The organism is Haloplanus sp. HW8-1, assembly GCF_023703795.1.
Taxonomy (GTDB): domain Archaea; phylum Halobacteriota; class Halobacteria; order Halobacteriales; family Haloferacaceae; genus Haloplanus; species Haloplanus pelagicus.
Map to the genome: position 1 here is coordinate 1991804 of NZ_CP098518.1, position 19663 is coordinate 2011466.

Below are 19663 nucleotides of genomic sequence, written 5' to 3' on the forward strand. Positions count from 1 at the left end.
GGGGGTCGCCGACCGACGGGTGACGGGACCCAAGGGTCAATACCCTCCCCTCCGAACCCCTGCGTATGCGTTCGAGCGACGAGCGCCGCGACGTCATCGTCGTCGGCGTCGGCGGCATGGGTAGTGCAACCGCGTACCACCTCGCCGAACGAGGGGTTGACGTACTGGGACTGGAGCGGTTCGACATCCCCCACACCGAGGGATCATCCCACGGGATCACCCGTATCATCCGGAGAGCGTACTACGAGCATCCCTCGTACATCCCGCTGATCGAACGGGCGTACGAACTCTGGGACGACCTGGCCGAGGAGACGGGGCGACCGGTCATCCACCGTACCGGGTCCATCGACGCGGCCCCCCAGGGGCACGACGTCTTCGAGGGGTCGCGACGCTCCTGTGAGGAACACGACATTCCACACGAGGTGTTGACGGGGGCTGAACTGAACGAGCGGTTCCCGGGCTACGACCTCCCCGCGGAGTATCGCGCCGTCTATCAGGAGGACGGCGGGTTCGTCGTCCCCGAGCAGTCGATCGTCGGCCACGTCGAGGCCGCACAGGCCGCTGGCGCCGAGATCCGTGCTCGGGAAGGCGTCTACGACTGGGCCCCGACGCCGGACGGCGGCGTCCGCGTCTGGACGGACAGGGACACGTACGAGGCCGACCGGCTCGTCCTCGCCGCCGGCGCCTGGAACTACAAACTCGCCGACGCCCTCTCCGGGCTGGCCGTCCCCGAACGACAGGTGCTCGCGTGGTTCCAACCCGAGACGCCCGAACTGTTCGACCCCGATCACCTCCCGGTGTGGAACATCGAGGTCCCCGAGGGGCGCTTCTACGGCCTGCCGATCTACGACGTGCCGGGATTCAAACTGGGGAAATACCACCACCTCGACGAGTCGGTCGATCCGGACGACTACGACACCGACCCCGGACCCGCCGACGAGGTGCTCCTCCGTGACTTCACGGAGAAGTACTTCCCGCAGGCCGCCGGGCCGACGATGCGCCTCGCGACCTGCATGTTCACGAACTCCCCCGACGAGCACTTCATCCTCGATACGCTCCCCGACCATCCGCAGGTGACCGTCGGCGCGGGCTTCTCGGGGCACGGCTTCAAGTTCGCGACCGTCATCGGCGAAATCCTCGCGGATCTGGCCGCCGACGGCGACACCGACCACCCCACCGAGATGTTCCGACTCGACCGGTTCGAATCATAAAGGCCGCAGGTGAGGCACCCGGAACCTTTTGACGGGTTCGGTGACACGTATGTGTCATGAGCGCGGACACCACACTCCCGGAGTCGGCACGAACGGTCGTCATCGGCGCCGGGGCAGTCGGCTGTAGCGTCGCGTACCACCTCTCCGAACTCGGTGCCGAGGACGTGGTCGCGGTCGATCAGGGGCCCCTGCCGGTCACCGGCGGATCGTCGACCCACGCCCCCGGCATCATGTTCCAGACGTCGCCGTCGAAGCTCATGACGAAGACCGCTCACTACACCAGTCGACTGCTCGACGACGCGGGCGTCTACGACGAGGTCGGCGGCATCGAAGTCGCCCGATCCGAGGAGCGTATGGACTTCCTCCAGCGGCGGGTCGAACATGCCACCGCCTACGGGCTTCCCGATCCGCAGTTGTTGACCCCCGCGGAGGTCACCGACCACCTCCCGCTGGTGAACGAGGACGCCATCCTCGGCGGGTACTACTCGCCGACCGACGGCCGCGTCGACGGGGTCGCCGCCCTCCAGTGGTACATCGAGGAGTCGGACGCCGACTTCTACGGCCACACGTCGGTGACCGACCTCGACGTGGCCGGCGGCGAGGTGACCGCCGTCGAGACGGACCGGGGCCGCATCGAGTGTGACCGCTGTGTGATCGCCACCAACAACTGGGGCTACCGGACCGGCCAACTCGCCGGTGTCGACCTCCCCATCGCCCCCGTCGAACACCAGTACGTAGTCACGGACCCGCTCGACGAACTGGCGGGTGCGGACCCTGCGACCCGCGTCGACACCGGCGGCCTGGAGGTACCCGGCGACCACCGTATCGCCGACGCCATGGGTCGGGCGCCACATCGCCCGGTCGGCCGCGATCAGGACCACTCGCTGTACTTCCGCACCCACGGCGACAGCCTCGGCCTCGGGTCGTACAACCACGAGTCGCTCAGCGTCGACCCCGACGCGATGGGGACGAACACCGAGACGCGGCAGGCCTCGGTCCACGACTTCACCGACGAACACTGGGAGCGGGCGACCCATCCCGACCGCGACGTCTCGCCGAAACGGGCGTTCGAGGAACTCCTCCCCGTCACCGAGGACGCGTCGTTCGAAGCCACAGAGAACGGTATCTTCGTGTTCACTCCCGACGGCATGCCGGTCCTCGGCGAGACGGCGGCCGTCGACGGACTGTGGACTGCCCTCGCCATCTGGTGGACGCACTCCGGGGGGTACGGGAAGATTCTCGCGGAGTGGATGGAGACGGGCGTGCCGAAACTCCCCGACGGCCCGGTCGACACCGGCGCCATCCACGTCAACCGGTTCGAACCCCACGCCGGCAGCAAGGACTACTTCGTCGACCGCGGCGCGACGCGGTACCGACAGGTGTACAGCATCGTCGAACCCAACTGGCAGCACGACGACCACCGTGGCCTCCGCCGGAGCCCATTCTACCGCCAGCAGGCGGACCTCGGCGCCGAGTTCGTCCAGAGCGGCGGGTGGGAGTCGGCTCAGTGGTACGACGCCAACGCCGACTTGGTCGACCGCTACGCGGACCGCATCCCCGAACAGGCGGGCTGGCGGGGGATCAACCGCTCGCCGATCGAGGGCGCCGAACATCTTCACACCCGAGAGCACGTCTCCATGTTCGACATGACGTCGTTCAGTTCGATCATGGTCGAGGGGGGCCGGGCCGGCGCCTTCCTCCAGCGAGTCTGCAGCAACGACGTCGACATCGACGTTGGCACGGTGCGGTACTCGCTGCTCCTGAACGAGGGTGGCAACGTTCTGGCGGACGTCACCGTCGTCCGCCTCGACGAGGACGAGTACATGGTCACCACCGGCGGCGGCAACTCGCCGGGCATCCACGGGTCCTGGCTGCAAGCCCACGCCCCGGAGACCGTCTCGGTCACCGTCGAAGAGGGCGCCCGCTCTACTATCGGGCTCTGGGGGCCGAAATCGCGGCTCCTCCTCCAGCGCGTCACCGAGGCCGACGTCTCCGACGATGGCTTTCCCTACTTCTCGGCCAAGCGCCTGTACGTCGGCGAGGTGCCCGTAATCGCGCTACGGGTGTCCTACGTCGGCGAACTCGGCTGGGAGTTGTGGGCGCCGGCCGAGTACGGCGCACGCCTCTGGGAGACGCTGTGGGAGGCGGGCCAGGACCTCGACGTGCGCCCGATGGGTGGCGGCGCACTGGAGTCGATGCGTCTGGAGAAGGGCTACCGGCTCTGGGGGACGGACATCGACACCGACACCAACCCCTTCGCCGCAGGCCTCCCGTTCGCCGTCGACATGGACACGGAGTTCGTCGGGCGGGCGGCGCTGGCGGAGATCCGCGGGTCGGGTCCCGACAGCCGTATCGTCCCGCTCACGCTCGACGACTCGACGGACCGCCTGCTGAGCGGCCGCCCCGTCACGAAGGGCGGCGAGACGCTCGGCTACGTCCAGGCCGGTGACTACGGCTACAGTGTCGGCGCGTCCATCGGCTACACGTACGTACCGAGCGAGTACGCGGACCCCGGCACCGCCGTCCAGGTCACCTGCGAGGGCGAGACGTACGACGCCACCGTCCGCGAGGAACCCCTGTTCGATCCGGGTCGGGAGAAGATCCTGCGATAGCGGGCGCTCGGCCGGGCAACACGGGGCGCTGGATCCGCCCGGTCCCTGAACACGGGCCGATTATTCAAAAAAATACCAAGATTTATTTGACATAACGAGTAGGTGTCTATGTGGCTCCCTGTCATGGTGGCGGCTACCTATGCCCACGAAGTTCGTGGGGCCGCTCGTGACGGGGGATGGCGGTCGACTGGGACGGCGTACCGCACGACAACCGACGGTTCAGACACGAACGGACGACCCATGAGCAATTCACCACAGACGACCGGCACCCGCCGGACGGAGGAACGGTATGGCTGACGCAGACGAAACTACCGGGTCGATGTCCGATGGACTCCAGGTGGAACTGTTCCACCCGGAATCGGACCGCGAACCCGGAGACACCAACATCCAGGCGCTCGGCTTCGACATCCACCCGGTCGTGTTCCCGGTCGCACTGGTCATCATCGCCCTCTTCATCGCCGTCACGGTGATCCTCGGTGACCAGGCTGCGTCGGCGTACACGGCCCTGTTCAACTTCATCGGCGAGAACTTCGGCTGGTTCTACCTACTGGCGGTGAACGTCTTCATCGTCGTCTTGCTGTTTTTCGCGTTCAGCAGGTACGGCAAGATCAAGATCGGCGGCGTCGAAGCGGAAAAGGAGTTCAGCGACTTCTCGTGGATGGCGATGCTGTTCAGCGCCGGCATGGGGATCGGTCTCATGTTCTTCAGCGTCTCCGAACCGCTGTACTACTTCCAGAACGTCCCCGGCTTCTTCGGCGCCGAGGCCGAGACCGGTGCGGCGGCCTCGGCGGCGATGGCCCAGACGTTCTTCCACTGGGGCTTTCACCCGTGGGCCGTCTACGGCCTCGTCGGTCTCGGCCTCGCCTTCTTTTCGTTCAACCGCGGCCTGCCGCTCACCTTCCGGTCGATCTTCTGGCCCCTGCTCGGCGAGCGCATCTACGGCTGGCCGGGCCACCTGATCGACCTCGTCACCGTGTTCGCGACCCTGTTCGGCCTCGCGACGTCGCTCGGCCTCGGGGTGGCCCAGGTCAACACCGGCCTCTCCTACGTCGGCGGCGACCTCCTCGGACTCGTCTCGGTGCCGACCAACCCGCTGGTTCAGGTGCTCCTGATCGCGGGCATCACCGGCATCGCGACCCTCTCGGTCGCCGCGGGCCTCGACGGCGGCGTCAAGCGTCTGAGCACGATCAACCTCTATCTGATGTTCGCGCTGCTCGGGTTCCTGCTGCTCGTGGGCCCGACGGTGTTCATCCTCGGCTCCTGGGTCGAGGGGCTCGGCGCCTACTTCAACAACATCCTCGCGCTCGGGTTCTTCCGTGGCACGCTCGCCCCCGGCGGCGGGACGGTCACCGCGTGGACCGTCTTCTACTGGGGCTGGTGGATCGCCTGGTCGCCCTTCGTCGGCATGTTCATCGCCCGCATCTCGAAGGGCCGCACCGTCCGGGAGTTCGTCCTCGGGGTGCTGGTGTTGCCGGCGATGTTCTCGACCATCTGGCTCTCGACGTTCGGCGGGAGCGCGCTCTACAACTCGATCGCGGGTAACGGTGCGGCGCTCGCCACCTACAACGAGGTCGGTCAGACGGTCGCCATGTTCGCCATGCTCGAACAGTTCCCGCTCGGTGCGATCTCGGGCATCCTCGCGACCCTGCTGGTGATCACCTTCTTCGTCACCTCCTCGGACTCCGGGTCGCTGGTCATCGACCACCTGACCTCGGGCGGCAAGCACGACGTGCCGAAGGTCCAGCGCATCTTCTGGGCGATCACCGAGGGACTCGTCGCCGCCATCCTGCTGTACGGCGGCGGCCTGACCGCCCTGCAGACGGCGGCCATCACGACCGGTCTGCCCTTCGCGGTCATCCTCTGTCTGATGTGTTACACCGTCTACCTCGGGCTCAGGAACGAGTACGAGATCCTCGAATCCGAGGAGTTCGCCGAGACCATCGAGGAACTCTCGGACCGCGAGGACGTCGACGTGGTCACCGCGGGCGACGAGATGGTGACCGACATCCGAGATGGTGACGACCCGGCGAGCAGCGACTGACGGCCCCACGGCGTGGCTGCTCCCTTCTCCACTCACCCGTCGACGGCCCGTTCGACCGACTGTGACGCGTGAACCCACCGCCGTGCCGGGCCGCCGACGCCGACCGCGGCCAGCAGGAGCCAGACGGCGAGACCCGGGCCGAACGGCAACGCCAGCCACGCGAGGCCGCTGATGGCCGCGCCGACGAACGGCCCGGCCCACGCCCACCCGCGGTCGAGAATCGTCACCACGGTCGTGCCGACGACGACGAAGCCGGCGGCGACGACCACGAGGGCTCCGGCCGTCCCCAGTGCGACCGCCGCGGTGCCGAGGGCCGTGCCGAGACGGAACGCCTGCGCGAAGGCGTACGCCACCATGAGCCATCCGAACACGACGGCAGCGACGCCGTAGATCGTTCCCCGCGCCGGGCGCTCGACGGTCGCCTCCACGGATCGGTCGAGGACGTCGCCCCACCGATACCGGATCGCGGTCCCGACGACGAGGACGAGGAGAAACGACGCCACCGCGCGGGTCGGCCCGCCGACACCGACGACGTCGATCGGTCCGCCCCCGACGGTCCGGAGGGGGACGATTCCGACGACGGCGCCGCCACGCGTTCGCCAGGTGGGCATCGCTGCGCGGCGTTCGGCGTCTCCCGTGGCCGACAGTCGACGAGGGTTCGACACGCGTTCCCCTTGAGTGGGCGCCGTGGAAAGCCTATCCCCGACGAGCGTTTTATGCCGCTCGCTCCCCAACTGAACCACGGTGGCCGATGATTCTCACGGCCTCGTGGCGACGCTCGCTGCGGCGGGGAGCCGGATACTCGCGCCGTTCGCGTGGCTCCTCGGACGGCTGATCGAGCCACTTCGGACCGGCGACGGACCCAACAAGTTCCGACTGTCGAGCGTCGAGACCCACACGACGACCATCGACGGCGACACCGGATGGGCGTACCGACCGCCCGCGATGCTCGGGTGTCCGGAGTGTGGGGCCGGCATCCTCCAGTCTGACCCGCGGGACGACATCGACTGTCCGTCCTGTTCGGCGACGTTCCCGCCGGGGGAGATGACCGATCTGGAACTCCGATTGTTGATCTGTCCGGTCTGCCGAGCGCGGATGGAACACGGCCAGCGTCATCCGGAGGCGTTCGACGTTCCGGAGTGGGCGACCTGCCACAACTGCCAGTATCACTGGGAGTTCAAGCACTTCTACTGACGTTTTTGTCCCCCCGGGCCGTGGACCCGTCCATGCCCGATCCCGTTCCGACGGCCCTGGCGTTGCTGACGGTCGCCGCGTTCGCCGCCGCGCTGTGGCTGCTGGCCGCGGGCCGACTCACCGTCGCCGGCCTCTCCTTTCTGAGTGCCAGCATCCTCATCTACTTTCGGGAGCGCTGGCTCGGGCGGCGCGCGCCCCGCGGCTAGTCGTTCATCTGCTCGCGAACCGTGACCACGGGCACTCCGGACGTCCGGACGACCTTCTCGGCGGTGCTGCCGAGGAGTGCCCCGAGTTTGCCCCGGTACGCGCTGCCGAGGACGATCGCGCCCATGCCTTCTGCCTTCGCGTAGTCGACGATCTCCTCGCCGGGTGAGCCGCTCCGGATGACCGTCGTGCAGTCGAGGCCCTCCGCGTTCGCCATCTCACACAGTTCGCCCGTCACCTCCTCACCGTACTCGCGATAGCGTTCGCGCATCTCGTCCTCGTCGTCCCTGATGTACACCGTCCGTGGTGCGCCCGGGAGATCGATGACGTACAGCGCGTGGACCGTCGCCCCACACGCGGCCGCGAGGTCGATGCCATGTTCGGCCCCTTTCCGTGCCTCGTCGCTGCCGTCGAACGGGATCAGGATGTTCTCGTACATCGGTCTCTTATTGGTCGTTCTCCTGACGGGAGCAAATAACTTGGGGACGGCAACGGCACACGCTACTCCCCGCTGGTCCCGTCAGACGCCCCCTCGTCGAAGAGCCCATCGAGGGACGCTCCGCGCTCCCCCAGAACCGTTCGACCGAGGAGCCGTCCCCCGATGACCGCCGGGCTGACGACCACGTCGGCGCCGACGGCTTCGAGTTTGTCGACGTGTCGCTGGTCGGTTGCTGCCGCGACGATCCGTACGTCCGGGTTGGCCTGTCGGGCCGCGACGACCGCCAGTGCGTCCCGGGCGTCGTCGTCGGTGGCGACGACCACGCCCCTCGCGGCGTCGATGCGGGCGTCGAGCAGCGGTTCCTCGTCGGTCGGGTCGGCCGTCAGGACGTTCACTGCCCGGTCGTCGAGTGTGGCTGCCAGGTCGGCCTCGGGCGTCACGACGACCACGTCCGTCGTCGTATCGAGTTCGTCCAGAAGCGGTTCCGTCAGTTCGCCGTAGCCCAGGACCAGGACGTGGTCCTCGAGCAGTGTGAGTTCCGAGGCGGTCATGGTTCCGAACGCACTGGAGATCCGTGATTCGAGGGCCGGGACGATCAGCGACCCCGTCGCAACGGTGAACGCGCCCGTCCCGAGGACGATCACCGAGAGCGTGAACAGTTTGGTCACCTGCGTCGTCGGCGTCGCGTCGCCGTAGCCGACTGTCGTGCCGGTGACGATGATGTAGTAGAACGCGTCGGTCAGGCTCTCGACGCCCGTGAAGTCCTCCCGCATCGCGTACGTTCCGACGGTGCCGTACACCTGCACCGCGACGAACGAGAGCAACGCGGTCGTCTGGAACGGGGAGAGGTCGAGCGCCCGGTCGAACCCACTCCGGTTCGCCGTCACCAGCGGCAGGCCGACCGCGCCGCCCACGAACAGGGCGACGTCGGTGGCGTCCCCGGTCACCAGCGGTACGACGAGGAGGACCGGAAACAGGACGAGCGCCCCGTACCACGCGAGGCGGTAGCCCGCCCGCAGTCCCGCGGCGGCGACGGTGAGCAGGAAGGCACCGAGGATGCTCGCGAGCGGTATCACCGCGGCCGTTCCGGGCGGAAGGAGGCCGGCGAGCGGTCCCACCGGGACGACCGACGCCTGACTGAGATGTGAGAGCCCGGCAATAAAGGCGAGCACGGCGGCCGCGCCAGTCACCCACACCGCGGTCCGCGCGCCGGAGAACGCCCGCCAGTAGACGAGCGGTACCCGTTCGGGCCGGTGAAACAGCTCTTCGAGAGCCGTATCGTCCGGCCGTTCGTCCGTATCGGTCGCCACGGCGCTCCTCTTCGTGACGGGGAGATAAAAAGTGTGAGTCGACGACACACCTATGGTTGGGGCCGTCGACGGATGTGATATGGCGACACATGGCGCGACCGGCGTCGAGCGCCTCGTTCGTGCGGCGTTGCTGCCCGTGTGTGCGGCCTCGGGAATGGTCGTCGTCTCCGGATTTTTCTTCCCGTGGATCGTCGGTTCCGTCGTGACCGGCCGAGGGTGGCTCGCCGTCGCGCTTCTCTTTTTCGGGTCCGGGTTGGCCTACCTCGCGCTCCTCCCCCTCGACGACGTCGCGCCCGACGACGAGCGCCCCGGGGCTCCCTACCTCCTCCGGGTCCGGCACGTCCCCTGGCGACACTGGGCGAGCGGCTTTCTCGCCCGTCAGGACCCCGTCACGTTCGGCGTTCCGGTTCTCGTCCTCCTGGCTTTCTTCGTCACCCGACTCGCCGCTCCCGGAACGACGACCGCTGCCGTGGCTGCCGTCGACGGCATCCTCTTCGACGACGCCGCTCCACTCTTTCTCGGTGCGATGTTTCTGGCGGTCCTGTACTGTCTTTTCTTACTCGTGGGGCCGTGGGGGGCGATCAAACTCGGCGGCCCCGACGCGGAGCCGACCTACACCTATCCGACGTACTTCGCGATGGTTTTCACCGCCGGCATCGCCGCGGGCATCGTCTTCTGGGGCCCGGCCGAGTCACTCTTCCATTACGGCTCGCCGCCACCCGCGGCCGACGTCGCCCCTCGGTCCGCCGCCGCCGTCGTCGTCGCGGTGAGCTACGCCCTCTTTCACTGGGGACTCTCGGCTTGGAGTGCCTACCTCGTCGTCGGCCTGCCCATCGCCTACTTCACTTACCGGCACGGCGCCCCGCTTCGCGTGTCGACCATCCTGACGCCCTTCCTCGGGGTGGACGGCCTCGACGGAACCGTGGCGAAACTCGTCGACGTGCTCGCCATCTTCGCCACCATCGGCGGCGTCGCCACCTCCGTGGCCATCGTCGGCCGGCAGTTCCTGGCCGGCGTGGCGTTCCAGTGGGGCGTCGGCTTCGGCGGCGTCGGCGCCTTGCTGTTCGTCGCCGGCCTCGTCGTCATCTACAGCATCTCCGCCGAGAGCGGCGTCCAGCGGGGGATCCGGCGCATCGCCGGCGTCAACATCCTCCTCTTTGCCCTCTTTTCGGCCCTCCTGTTCGCCGTCGGTCCGCGGGGGTTCGTCCTCGACTCCGGGGTGGCCGCGCTCGGCCGCTACGCGACCCGGTTCGTCCCGATGAGCCTCCAGTACGGCGGCGACTGGGCCGCAGAGTGGACGGTCTGGAACTGGTCGTGGTGGTTCTCCTGGGCGCCCTTCGCCGGCCTCTTTCTCGCGGCACTCTCGAAGGGCCGCCGGGTACGGACCGTCGTGTTCACCGGCGTCGTCGCCACGTCGGCGGCCTCCGTCTGCTGGCACCTCCTCCTCGGTGGTACCGCCCTCTCGCTTCAGCACTCGGGGCGGGCGGACGCCCTCGCCGCCGTCGACGCCGGTGGCGGCTCCGAGGCCGTCGCGGGCTTTCCCGTCTTCGCGGCCCTGCCGCTCAGCCGACTCCTGATGTTCCTGTTTCTCGCGCTCATCGTCGTCTTCATCGTCACGTCGGCCGATACGTCGACGCTCGTCGTGTCGATCCTGGCGACCGAGCGGGGGCACGCTCCCACCACCGGAAGCATCGTCTTCTGGGGGGTGCTTCAGGGCGTCGTTGCCGTCGCCGTGTTGCTCGTCGGCGGCGGCGAGTCGTTACAGACCGCGGCAGTCGCGACCGGCGGCCCCTTCGCCGTCCTCTCGCTCGTGTCGCTTCTGGGGCTGACCCGGACCTTTCGCCGCCACGAACGGGGCCACCCGACGCTTCTGGACCGCGCGGCCGTCGTCCTCGCGGACACGCCGCTCGGTCGGCTCCTGTCGCCCGGGAGCGACGATCAACGGGAGCGGTAGACCGACTGGAGATCCGTGGGGCCCTTGTCGTAGCCGAGCCAGACGCTCAGCACTGACGCGACGACCAGCAGATACACGGGAAAGAGGGCAACCGTGACGTACACCGCCGTCGTGGTGGTGAGCGTGCCGGTCCGGTAGAGCCAGGCGAGGACGGTGAGGCCGGCGACACTCGCCACGAGGACGCCGAGTCGGAAGGCGCTCCGGGCGGCCGGCCCGGGTGCCGGCGTGAGGTCGGGGGTCGAATCGGGGTCCGCTGTCGTCATCGATGGCCGGAGTACGCCGCCGGGAGGGATAAATCGGTGGATTTCTGCCCGCCGTGACACACGGACACAGTCTCACTGACGGGCGATTCCGGGTGTTTCGAGGGCGACGGTGTCGAACGTCGTCCGGAGGCGGTCGGCCTCTTCGGGGAGGACCGCCGCCACGACGTAGCGGGCGTGTTCGTCGAAGAAGTCCAGCAGGCCACGGATCCGTTCGGCGTCGAGCATCTCGATGGCGTCGACGACGACGACGGGCACCGACGCCGCAACGTCGTGGACCAGATACCCCGCCAGCGCGATGACCAGGCCGACGACCTCGCGCTCGCTCTTACTGAGGGTGTCGACGGCGGCCCGGTAGACGGTGCCGTCGTCGGTCGTCCGCACCACCTGCAGGTCGAACGCTGTCTCGCCGTCCGTCTCGCGACGGTCGATCCAGACCCGCTCGATCGCGCGGTAGTCCAGCCGATCCAGCACGCGAGCCATACACTCGTTGACCGTCTCGACGGCCTCGCGTTCGATACGGTCGATCCGCTCGCGGAGGTCTGCTAGGCGGTCGCTCACTTCGGCCCGCTCGGCGCGGAGCGAGTCGGCCTCCGACCGGGCGGCCTCCGCGGCCTCGATGTCGTCCTCGACCGCCGCGAGTTCGCGTTCGAGTCGGCCGCGCTCGTACTCCAGATCGCTCACCTCGCGGTGGCGATGCAGCAGGTCGTCGTCGGTCTCGGCCTCGGCGAGGTTCGCCTCCAGGTCGCGGATACGCTCCTCGACCGTCTCGATCCGTTCCTCGATCCCCGAGAGCGCCCGCTCGCGGTCCTCGATCTGGCGTTCGAGGCACCGTCGCCGCTCCTCGAGCTCCGCCCGCTCGTCGAGTCGCGCTTCGAGATCCGCTCGCGTCCGTTGACGCTCCTCGATCCGCGCCTCGACGGCCTTCCGCTCCTCCCGTTTCCCCTGCAGGATCGACTCGACGGCCTCGATTTGCTCCCGGATCTCGCCCCGCTCGACCGACTGGCCGCAGGTCCAGCAGTTGATCGCCTCCGACGCCGGATCGAGTCGGTCGACCACGTCGCTCTCGTCGAACCCCTCCGGCAGCCGACTGTCCGCGAGCAACGCCTGGTTCACCTCGACGATGGGACGCAGGGCGTCGATCGTCTCGTCGAGGCGTCCCTTGCGCTCCCTGAGGGTCGTCAACTCCGCGTCCACGCCGTCGAGTCGGTCACGGACGGTCCCCCCGTCGACGTCCGCCGCGAGCGACGACAGGTCCGCCTCGACGGACGCGAGGTCGTCCTCGAGGGAGTCGATCGCTCGCCGTTTGGTCTCCTGCCTGTCGCGGAGGCGTTCCCGCTCCGTGCGGGCGTCCTCGAGGTCGTCGAGGAGGTCGCGGGTCTCCTCGGCGGCCGCCCGGCGATCCATCTCGCTCAGAGCCGCTCGCTTCTCCTCGAGGCGCGTCGTGACCTCGTCGTGCTCCTCTCGGAGCCGCCGGGCGCGAACCTCCAGTTCCGGCAGGGTGTCGATCTGCTCGTCGAGGGCGGCGAGTCGCTCGTCGAGGTTGTCCCGTCGTCCCCGCAACTCCTCGATCTCGGCGTCGATCTCCTCGGTGTCGATCGGCCGCATGAGCAGGTCGTGGAGGTCGCTCCCGGCGACGACGGCCCGTCGGATCGGGTTGTCCTCGTCGAGGCGGACGAAGCAATCGACGAGCGTCGCGGCCCCGGTATACGGCGTCGCCTCGGCGACGACGGTTTCCCCCTCTTCGCGGACGAGATCGAGTTCGTACCGCTCCCCGTCGAGGTCGAGCGCCACCGTCCCCGTCTCGGCCCCACCTCGGAGCGGCGGATGCGATCCGCCGAGCACGGCCCCCAGGCTCCCGAGTAGCGAGGACTTGTTCGAGGCGTTCTCCCCGGTGACGACCGTGACGCCGGGATCGAAACTCGCCGATGCGTGTTCGATGCCGCCGACGTTCCGGACGCTGACTGCCAATCTCTCCCCGTCCTCGTCTCCGTCCCAGTCCCCGTCCGCGTTCGAATCGTCGGCTGTCATCGTGGATGGCGTCCGATCCCTTTGCGATCGGACGAACGTACTCGCCGTACGATCGGGCTGACGTATTACGTTTGTGACTCCGTTCCCGCGCAGGCACACTCACCGCGTTCGAGCAGGTGGAGGAGGCGATACTCCTCACCGCAGGACTCGCAGGTCACGCGGGCGGTTAGCGTCACCGACAGGTCGCCCGTCTCCAGCGCCGGCGTTCCGGCCAGGCGCGACAGTTCCCGCTCGGTGACGGCCTCCGTGCGGCCGAATAGTTCGAACACCGTGTCGGTGACGCTCCCCGCGTCCACCGGCGTCGACTCCCGGGCCGTGTCGACCCCCGCACACTCCCGGAGATGCGTGCGGACGGTGCCGTAGGTCACGAAGTCCGTTCGGAGCGCGGCAACGTCGACGCCGGCCCGGGAGAGCCGATCCCGCGCCTCCGTGCGTGCGGCCTCGCTCACGTCCTCGTCGGTCAACAGCCGATAGACGTTCGCGGCTCCGGCGTCGAGTAGTTCCATCCCCGCGGCCCGCATCGCCGCCGCCAACAGCTCTCGGTTGAAGAAGCGTTCGAGGTCGCGAAGGCTGTCGTCGTCCTCCGTCCGACGCCGGACCAGTCGATCGGGCAGTGTCGGCAGCCCCCGGCGGGCACACACCTCGTCGATCTTGCAGCCGTTCCCCTCGGCCATCGGTCTCCGTGGCTACGCGGGTCGGGCGCATAAGTTCCGCGCCCACTCTCCGAGCCAAGGCTTAACCGAACCGTGTGAAAACTGTTACACGATGGCGTCGCTCCGCGCTCGCGTCGGATCGTTCTCCGGCCCCGAACTCGCGGTGTTCGTCTCCGGCGTGGCCAGTATGGGGTTGGAGATCCTCGCTGGGCGGCTCGTTGCCCCCCAGTTCGGCTCCAGCATCTACACTTGGGGGAGTATCATCGGCATCTTCCTCGCCGCGCTCTCCCTCGGCTACCATCTCGGCGGCAAACGCGCGGCCGAGCGGGCCTCCGGCGAGCGCCTCGTGTGGCTTCTCGTCGGCACGGCCGCCTACGTCGCCCTCGTGGTGTTCGCGAGCGACGTGTTGCTAGCGACGGCTGCCGCCGTTCCCCTTCCCGGGCGATTCGCCTCCGTCCCTGCCGTGACACTCCTGTTTGGGCCGCCAACGTACCTCCTCGGATTCATCAGCCCGTACGCCGCCGAACTCTCCGGAACCGAGGGAGTCGGCGAGGCCTCCGGTCACGTTTACGCCGTCGGCACCGTCGGCAGCATCGTCGGCGCGTTCGGCACGACGTTCGTGTTGATCCCCGAACTGAGCGTCGAGGCTATCGGCGTCGGCTTCGGCCTGTTGCTCGTCGGCACGGCGCTGTGGCTGGCCCGGGGGACCGACCGCCGCGAACCGACGGTCGCGAGCGTCGCCGTCGCTCTCCTCGTCGTCGGTGCCGGCGTCACCGGTACGCTCGGCGTCTCGGTCGGCGGTCCCGTCCTCTATCACACCCAGACGCCGTATCAGGAACTCGAAGTCACGCAACTCGGCGACGTGCGGACGCTCTACCTCGACGGCCAGCCCCACAGCGCGATGGACGTCTCGGATCCCGATCGTCACGTCTTCGATTACACCCGATACTTCCATCTGTCCTTGCTCATGACCGAGGACGTCGACCGGGTGCTGTTCGTCGGCGGCGGAGGGTTCACCGGGCCGAAACACTTCGCTGCCGAGTACGACGTTACCGTCGACGTGGCCGAAATCGACCCCGCGGTGATCCGGACGGCGAAACGCTACTTCCGTCTCGAGGAGTCCGAGAACCTGAACGTCTACAACGTCGGCGGCCGGCAGTTCCTGCAGGAGACGAACCGCACCTACGACCTGATCGTCCTCGACGCCTACAAGAAGGACAAGGTCCCTTTCCAGTTGACCACCGTCGAGTTCATGCGACTCGCCGAGTCCCGCCTCGACGAGGACGGCGTCCTCTTCGCGAACCTGATCTCCGCCCCCGGCGGTCCGGCCTCGAAGTTCTACCGCGCCGAGTACAAGACGATGGCTCGGGCGTTCCCTCAGGTGTACACCTTCCCGACCGCGCCCGGCAACGCCGTCCAGAACGTCGAGGTGATCGCTACGAAACGGGACGAACGGCTCACGGAACGAACCTTGCAACGCCGCAACGACCGCCGTGACGTCGGAATCGATCTGCGTCGGGAGATCTCCCGCTATCGATCCTCGCCACCAACGGACGACGTCCCAGTCCTCCGCGACGACCGGGCGCCCGTCGACGCCCTCCTCGACCCGATGGTCGGGCGGCGCTACGTCGTCCAGCGAACCACGGAGAACGAGACGCCGACGGCTCGCCCGGCGGCGACCGCCGGCCTCCCCACGACACCGTCGCTCGTCGGGCAGTATCACAAAAAACGCAGACGTACGCTGTCGCCTCGCGGCGACGGTATCCCTGCTTAGACGCGGACGACGTTCGTCGCGCGCGGGCCCTTGGGGGCCTGTTCGATGTCGAATTCGATCTCGGTCCCCTCGGTCAGATCCTCGCCGCCAACGTCTTCCATGTGGAAGAACACGTCGTCGTCAGCATCCTCAGTCTCGATGAAACCGTAGCCGCCAGTGTCGTTGAAGAAATCAACCTTACCGTTTGCCATTGCAATTACGAACAGTTTGACTGCACGGTTAAGGATTGTGTATTCGTACTCTCGATCGGAGGAGACGTGAACGGGCGTTGTGAACTTCTGCTACCCGTGACCGAACGTCCGTTACGGAACTTCCAAGCCGGATCGTCGTCCGATCGGTAGGTTCTCTCCGATCCTCGCTGGTCCCGAATCCACACTTGCGGACGAGAGCAGTGTCCGGATTACGGCTACGAGCGGCAATAGTATCATATTTACAGACAATATAATATTCTGGTAACAAGGGAAAACGCGAGTGTCGGTTCGCTTCACGGCCCTCGCGACGCGTCCGTGGTCCGACTCGTCTATCGATGGTGGTGACCGTCGTCGAAACGTTGGGTAGAGCGATCAAGCGGCCGTCGTGTGCCGATCGTACCGACCGATCATCTGTCGATCGGGACCCGACGATCCCGCCGGCAGTACGCCGACTAGGAGGCCGCCACCGGTTACCCAACGATCGGTGCTGTCCGGTGACCTCCCGGAACGCGGCGGTTCGGCGTCCGTTCGAAAATCGTTAAGCATCGCCCCGTTCGGTCGTCGGGTTCGGCGTCGCGACTTCGACGACGCCACCCTCGGCTGCAGCGACCGACCCGCGGGACACACGACGACTCATGCCGCCGTTCGACGGCCCGGGGACCCGACACCGGTCGCGGTCCCTGGCACTGCGGGACGGGTGACGGCACGGCGACCCCGTCCTGCCCTCGGTTTGATCAGCCTCCGGCACACATTACTATTCTATGACTGTTCATCACTAATATAAAATATATGATATATCTGGCCCCGTACTCGAGTGTCGCGTCGGGTGCCGGGCGTAGGTCGTCGGTACCGGTCCTGATCAGTGTCGAGTCCCACCTCCTCGGAATCGGTTCCGTTCCGGATGCTACGCCACTCCATGTTTCGCGTACCCGCCCTTATCATAACATCTGTACGTTTGTTATTTCGCGGTCTTCGCTCGCGATCCGTCACCCGACCAAGTCAGTTCGAACATGTAGAACGCTCGCTGTCGACGTCCCGTGAGGCGTTTTGAAACGGGTCGGTCGTGGTCCGGCTCTCTCACTTTCCGGGGAAGTTGACGTACCGGTCGAGTTTGTCGCTGGCGTTCTCGATCACCGAGGATCCGTGGAAGACGAGGCCAACGTCGAACTCGTACGACAGCAACCGTTCGAGACTCTCTTCGGCCTGATTCAGACTCTGCGAGTAGACGGCGGGCGGCAGGTGGAACTGTCCCGAGGGAAGTCCACGCTGATCTGCCCCCGACACGGCGTCGCCGAGGACGGCGATTCCGGCCTCCTCGTCGACGAGCGCGTGATTGTCCGGCGCGTGCCCGGGTACGTGGACCGCGGTGAACCTTCCGATCGTATCCCCGCCCTGGTATCGGTGGGTCGGCTCGGGCGTCAGTTCGTCGTCGGTCCGGGTGGGAACCCAGGTTTCGAGGTCGTACGTATCGACCAGTGAACTGTATCCGCCGACGTGGTCGCCGTCGCTGTGCGTGACGACGAGTCGTTTCGGTTCGACACCGATCTCGTCGATCGCTGCACGCACCGTGTCGACCGTGTCCGCGAAGCCGGTATCGAACAGCGTCGGTGTTCCGTCGGTGAAGAGGTAGACCCGATAGCGATCCCCCTCCGGTCCTTCTCGACACGTAATGTCGTACACGTGGTCAGTGACTTGGGTTGGCACACGTCAAACACTCCCACGAGACTACAAAACTCCACCGACGGCTGCCCCCGATCACCGGTTCCGGCGTCGAATCCGGGTCTTTGCCCCTACTGCCCGCGTGCTCTCCCGGACGGTGTGATGATTAACCGTTCCATATAGTAGAACGCACGGGGGTATCGGAGTCCTTTCACGCCCGGAATCACCGGCGGGCGAGGGCAACCTTATTTTATTACCAGTCTGATTGTCGAACATGACCAACGCAACCCTCCGCCGCTCGCAACTCGTGGTGCCGGGAAACGACGTGGAGGTTCTCGACCACGCCGCCGCTAGTCCGGCCGACGAGGTCATCCTCGATCTGGAGGACTCCGTCAGGTCGAGCGAGAAGACCGAAGCGCGGGAACGGATCGTCGATGCACTGATCGAAAACGATTGGGACGACAAACTCGTGAGCTGTCGCATCAACGGCCTGAACACTCGCTGGTGGTACGACGACGTGGTGACGCTCGGAACGAACGCCGGGGAGCATATCGATTCGTTCGTCCTGCCGAAGACGGATAGCGCCGATATGGTGACGGGACTCGACTTCCTGTTGACGCAAGTCGAGGTGAACGCCGGACTCCCATCCGGATCGATCGGCGTCGAGGCACAGATCGAGAGCGCACTCGGGATGAGCAACGTAATCGAAGTGGCTCACGCGGAGGAGCGCCTCGACTCGCTGATCTTCGGGCCCGGGGACTACTCGGCCAGTATCGGCGTCGGCGGGCTCACCACGGGACACAGTAACCTGTATCCTGGCCACTACTGGCACTACGCTCTCTCCCGACTCGTCCACGCGGCGAAGGGGGCCGGCCTCCAAGCGATCGACGGACTGTACGCGGACTTCGAGGACGAAGAGGGATTCCAGGAGGCCTGTAACCGGGCCAAAATGTTGGGCTGTGACGGGAAGTGGGTAATCCATCCGAAACAGGTCGAACACGCGAACACGGTGTTCGCCCCGACCGAAGAACAGGCCCGCTTGGCGACACAGATCACCGAGGCCTACGAGGAGGCGAGACGGGAGGGACAACAGACGGCCACGTTCGAGGGAGAGATCATCGACGACGCGACGTTTCGGATGGCCAAGAACATCATGGAGCGTGCCGAGCGGGCGGGCGTCCTGTAACTCAAAACTCCTCGCCGTCGATCCCCGACGAATTCGAGCCCACGTACGCGCTCAGCGAATGCTTGGCCGTCACGACGTCCTCCGAGCCGTACCACGACTGTTCGAGACGGAGATTGATCTGGTTCGCCACGGTCGTCACCATCTCGATGAGGTCATCCGAGTCGGTACCGTCCGTGTCCCGCCGTTCGATCAGACCGAGCGCCCCCAGAACGTCGCTTTCGTCGCTGTGGATCGGGGCCGCGACGTGTCGGGCCTCGTCGCCCTGCTCGGTGGGGTACGTGACGTATCCCCTGTCTCGCAGCGTCGCGAGGTACTCGAAGAGTTCGTCAACGTCGATTTCGGGCGCATCTTCGACGACCGATCGTATCCGATCGTCGGGGAAGCACGCCAGCATCGCTTCCCCCTCCGGGGTCCCGAGAAGCGAGAACCGCTTTCCGGCGTACCACTCGGTATCCCTCGGCTGTGCGCCGAGTTGCGCGAGGATGACCCCTTCGGTGAGCTCCTCGGTGGCGAGTACGATGGTTTTCGACTGCTCGGATGAGAGCGTCTCGACTTCGGGCCGTGCGGACCGGTACAGCTCCGTCCGCGAGCGCTCCAGACCGCCAAGCTTCAGGAACTTCAACCCGAGACGATAGTTGTCCCCGTCTTTGACCACGTATCCACAGTCCCGGAGCGTACTCAGGTGGTTGTGGACGGTACTCTTGCTCATGTCTAGGTCGTCCGCGAGATGTGTAACCCGTCCCGTCCCGCGTTCGTGGAGTTCCTCGACCAACCGAAGCGATTTCATCGTCGTTTGCGCCCGTGATCGATCACTCGACGTCATACTCGTACCATTCGATCCCGTGAATATATAGTTTTTCAGTAAGTTCTAACATGTCGAACGACCCGGGCTCCCCACGTGGCGTCCCGAAACCACCCGACGTAACCGCTATGACGGTATATTC

17 protein-coding genes are annotated in these 19663 nt (G+C 66.7%); 8 read left to right on the forward strand and 9 right to left on the reverse strand.

Annotation, left to right across the window (positions count from 1 at the left end; all coding sequences use genetic code 11):
- Window positions 1–65 precede the first annotated feature (65 nt).
- From solA to NBT82_RS10650, 3 genes are all read left to right on the forward strand, one after another.
- Entirely contained in the window at window positions 66–1211 is a 1146-nt protein-coding gene (solA, locus tag NBT82_RS10640) for an N-methyl-L-tryptophan oxidase (protein ID WP_251328096.1), read from the forward strand.
- Between the two features lie 56 nt (window positions 1212–1267).
- Window positions 1268–3823 (forward strand): GcvT family protein, encoded by a 2556-nt coding sequence (locus NBT82_RS10645; protein ID WP_251328097.1) that lies wholly within the window; start codon window positions 1268–1270, stop codon window positions 3821–3823.
- A 289-nt stretch (window positions 3824–4112) separates the two neighbouring features.
- Entirely contained in the window at window positions 4113–5864 is a 1752-nt protein-coding gene (locus NBT82_RS10650; RefSeq protein WP_251328098.1) for a BCCT family transporter, read from the forward strand.
- A gap of 32 nt (window positions 5865–5896) precedes the next feature.
- Here NBT82_RS10650 and NBT82_RS10655 read toward each other — a convergent pair whose 3' ends face one another.
- Window positions 5897–6529: a hypothetical protein gene (locus tag NBT82_RS10655; protein ID WP_251328099.1), complete on the reverse strand. Its 633-nt coding sequence runs from the start codon at window positions 6527–6529 to the stop codon at window positions 5897–5899.
- 79 nt (window positions 6530–6608) lie between these two features.
- Between NBT82_RS10655 and NBT82_RS10660 the strand changes: the two genes are divergently transcribed.
- Together NBT82_RS10660 and NBT82_RS10665 are read left to right on the forward strand one after the other, a co-directional pair.
- On the forward strand, window positions 6609–7058 hold the full coding sequence (locus tag NBT82_RS10660) for a hypothetical protein (protein WP_251328100.1): 450 nt from the start codon (window positions 6609–6611) through the stop codon (window positions 7056–7058).
- Window positions 7059–7090: 32 nt separating this feature from the next.
- Window positions 7091–7264 (forward strand): hypothetical protein, encoded by a 174-nt coding sequence (locus NBT82_RS10665; protein WP_251328101.1) that lies wholly within the window; start codon window positions 7091–7093, stop codon window positions 7262–7264.
- On the opposite strand, the gene NBT82_RS10670 is transcribed toward NBT82_RS10665, so the two are convergent.
- Together NBT82_RS10670 and NBT82_RS10675 are read right to left on the reverse strand one after the other, a co-directional pair.
- Window positions 7261–7701 (reverse strand): universal stress protein, encoded by a 441-nt coding sequence (locus NBT82_RS10670; protein WP_251328102.1) that lies wholly within the window; start codon window positions 7699–7701, stop codon window positions 7261–7263. The two genes, NBT82_RS10665 and NBT82_RS10670, sit on opposite strands and share 4 nt — an antisense overlap.
- Window positions 7702–7763: 62 nt before the next feature.
- A complete protein-coding gene (locus NBT82_RS10675; protein WP_251328103.1) occupies window positions 7764–9011 on the reverse strand; it encodes an NAD-binding protein in 1248 nt (415 codons plus the stop codon).
- 79 nt (window positions 9012–9090) lie between these two features.
- Between NBT82_RS10675 and NBT82_RS10680 the strand changes: the two genes are divergently transcribed.
- Window positions 9091–10965 (forward strand): BCCT family transporter, encoded by a 1875-nt coding sequence (locus NBT82_RS10680; protein ID WP_251328104.1) that lies wholly within the window; start codon window positions 9091–9093, stop codon window positions 10963–10965.
- Here the strand turns inward: NBT82_RS10680 and NBT82_RS10685 are convergent.
- The 3 genes from NBT82_RS10685 to rdfA form a co-directional block, all read right to left on the reverse strand.
- Entirely contained in the window at window positions 10950–11228 is a 279-nt protein-coding gene (locus NBT82_RS10685) for a hypothetical protein (protein ID WP_251328105.1), read from the reverse strand. The genes NBT82_RS10680 and NBT82_RS10685 overlap by 16 nt on opposite strands.
- A gap of 72 nt (window positions 11229–11300) precedes the next feature.
- Window positions 11301–13256 carry an archaea-specific SMC-related protein gene (locus tag NBT82_RS10690; RefSeq protein ID WP_251328106.1) on the reverse strand — a complete coding sequence of 652 codons (1956 nt, stop codon included), beginning with the start codon at window positions 13254–13256 and terminating at the stop codon, window positions 11301–11303.
- A gap of 65 nt (window positions 13257–13321) precedes the next feature.
- Window positions 13322–13930, reverse strand: a complete 609-nt coding sequence (gene rdfA, locus NBT82_RS10695) for a rod-determining factor RdfA (protein WP_251328107.1) — start codon at window positions 13928–13930, stop codon at window positions 13322–13324.
- A 91-nt stretch (window positions 13931–14021) separates the two neighbouring features.
- On the opposite strand from rdfA, the gene NBT82_RS10700 reads away from it, so the two are divergent.
- The gene (locus NBT82_RS10700) at window positions 14022–15683 is read left to right on the forward strand and encodes a spermidine synthase (protein ID WP_251328108.1); all 1662 of its coding nucleotides are present in this window, start codon (window positions 14022–14024) and stop codon (window positions 15681–15683) included.
- On the opposite strand, the gene NBT82_RS10705 is transcribed toward NBT82_RS10700, so the two are convergent.
- Both NBT82_RS10705 and NBT82_RS10710 read right to left on the reverse strand, forming a co-directional pair.
- Window positions 15680–15874 carry a cold-shock protein gene (locus NBT82_RS10705; RefSeq protein WP_049937282.1) on the reverse strand — a complete coding sequence of 65 codons (195 nt, stop codon included), beginning with the start codon at window positions 15872–15874 and terminating at the stop codon, window positions 15680–15682. The genes NBT82_RS10700 and NBT82_RS10705 overlap by 4 nt on opposite strands.
- Before the next feature lie 1077 nt (window positions 15875–16951).
- Entirely contained in the window at window positions 16952–17578 is a 627-nt protein-coding gene (locus tag NBT82_RS10710) for an MBL fold metallo-hydrolase (protein ID WP_251328109.1), read from the reverse strand.
- A gap of 229 nt (window positions 17579–17807) precedes the next feature.
- Here NBT82_RS10710 and NBT82_RS10715 point away from each other — a divergent pair, with 229 nt between their 5' ends.
- Window positions 17808–18719: an HpcH/HpaI aldolase/citrate lyase family protein gene (locus NBT82_RS10715; protein WP_251328110.1), complete on the forward strand. Its 912-nt coding sequence runs from the start codon at window positions 17808–17810 to the stop codon at window positions 18717–18719.
- A 1-nt stretch (window position 18720) separates the two neighbouring features.
- Here NBT82_RS10715 and NBT82_RS10720 read toward each other — a convergent pair whose 3' ends face one another.
- Complete coding sequence (locus tag NBT82_RS10720) at window positions 18721–19542, reverse strand: IclR family transcriptional regulator (RefSeq protein WP_251328111.1); 822 nt, start codon at window positions 19540–19542, stop codon at window positions 18721–18723.
- Between the last annotated feature and the right edge of the window lie 121 nt (window positions 19543–19663).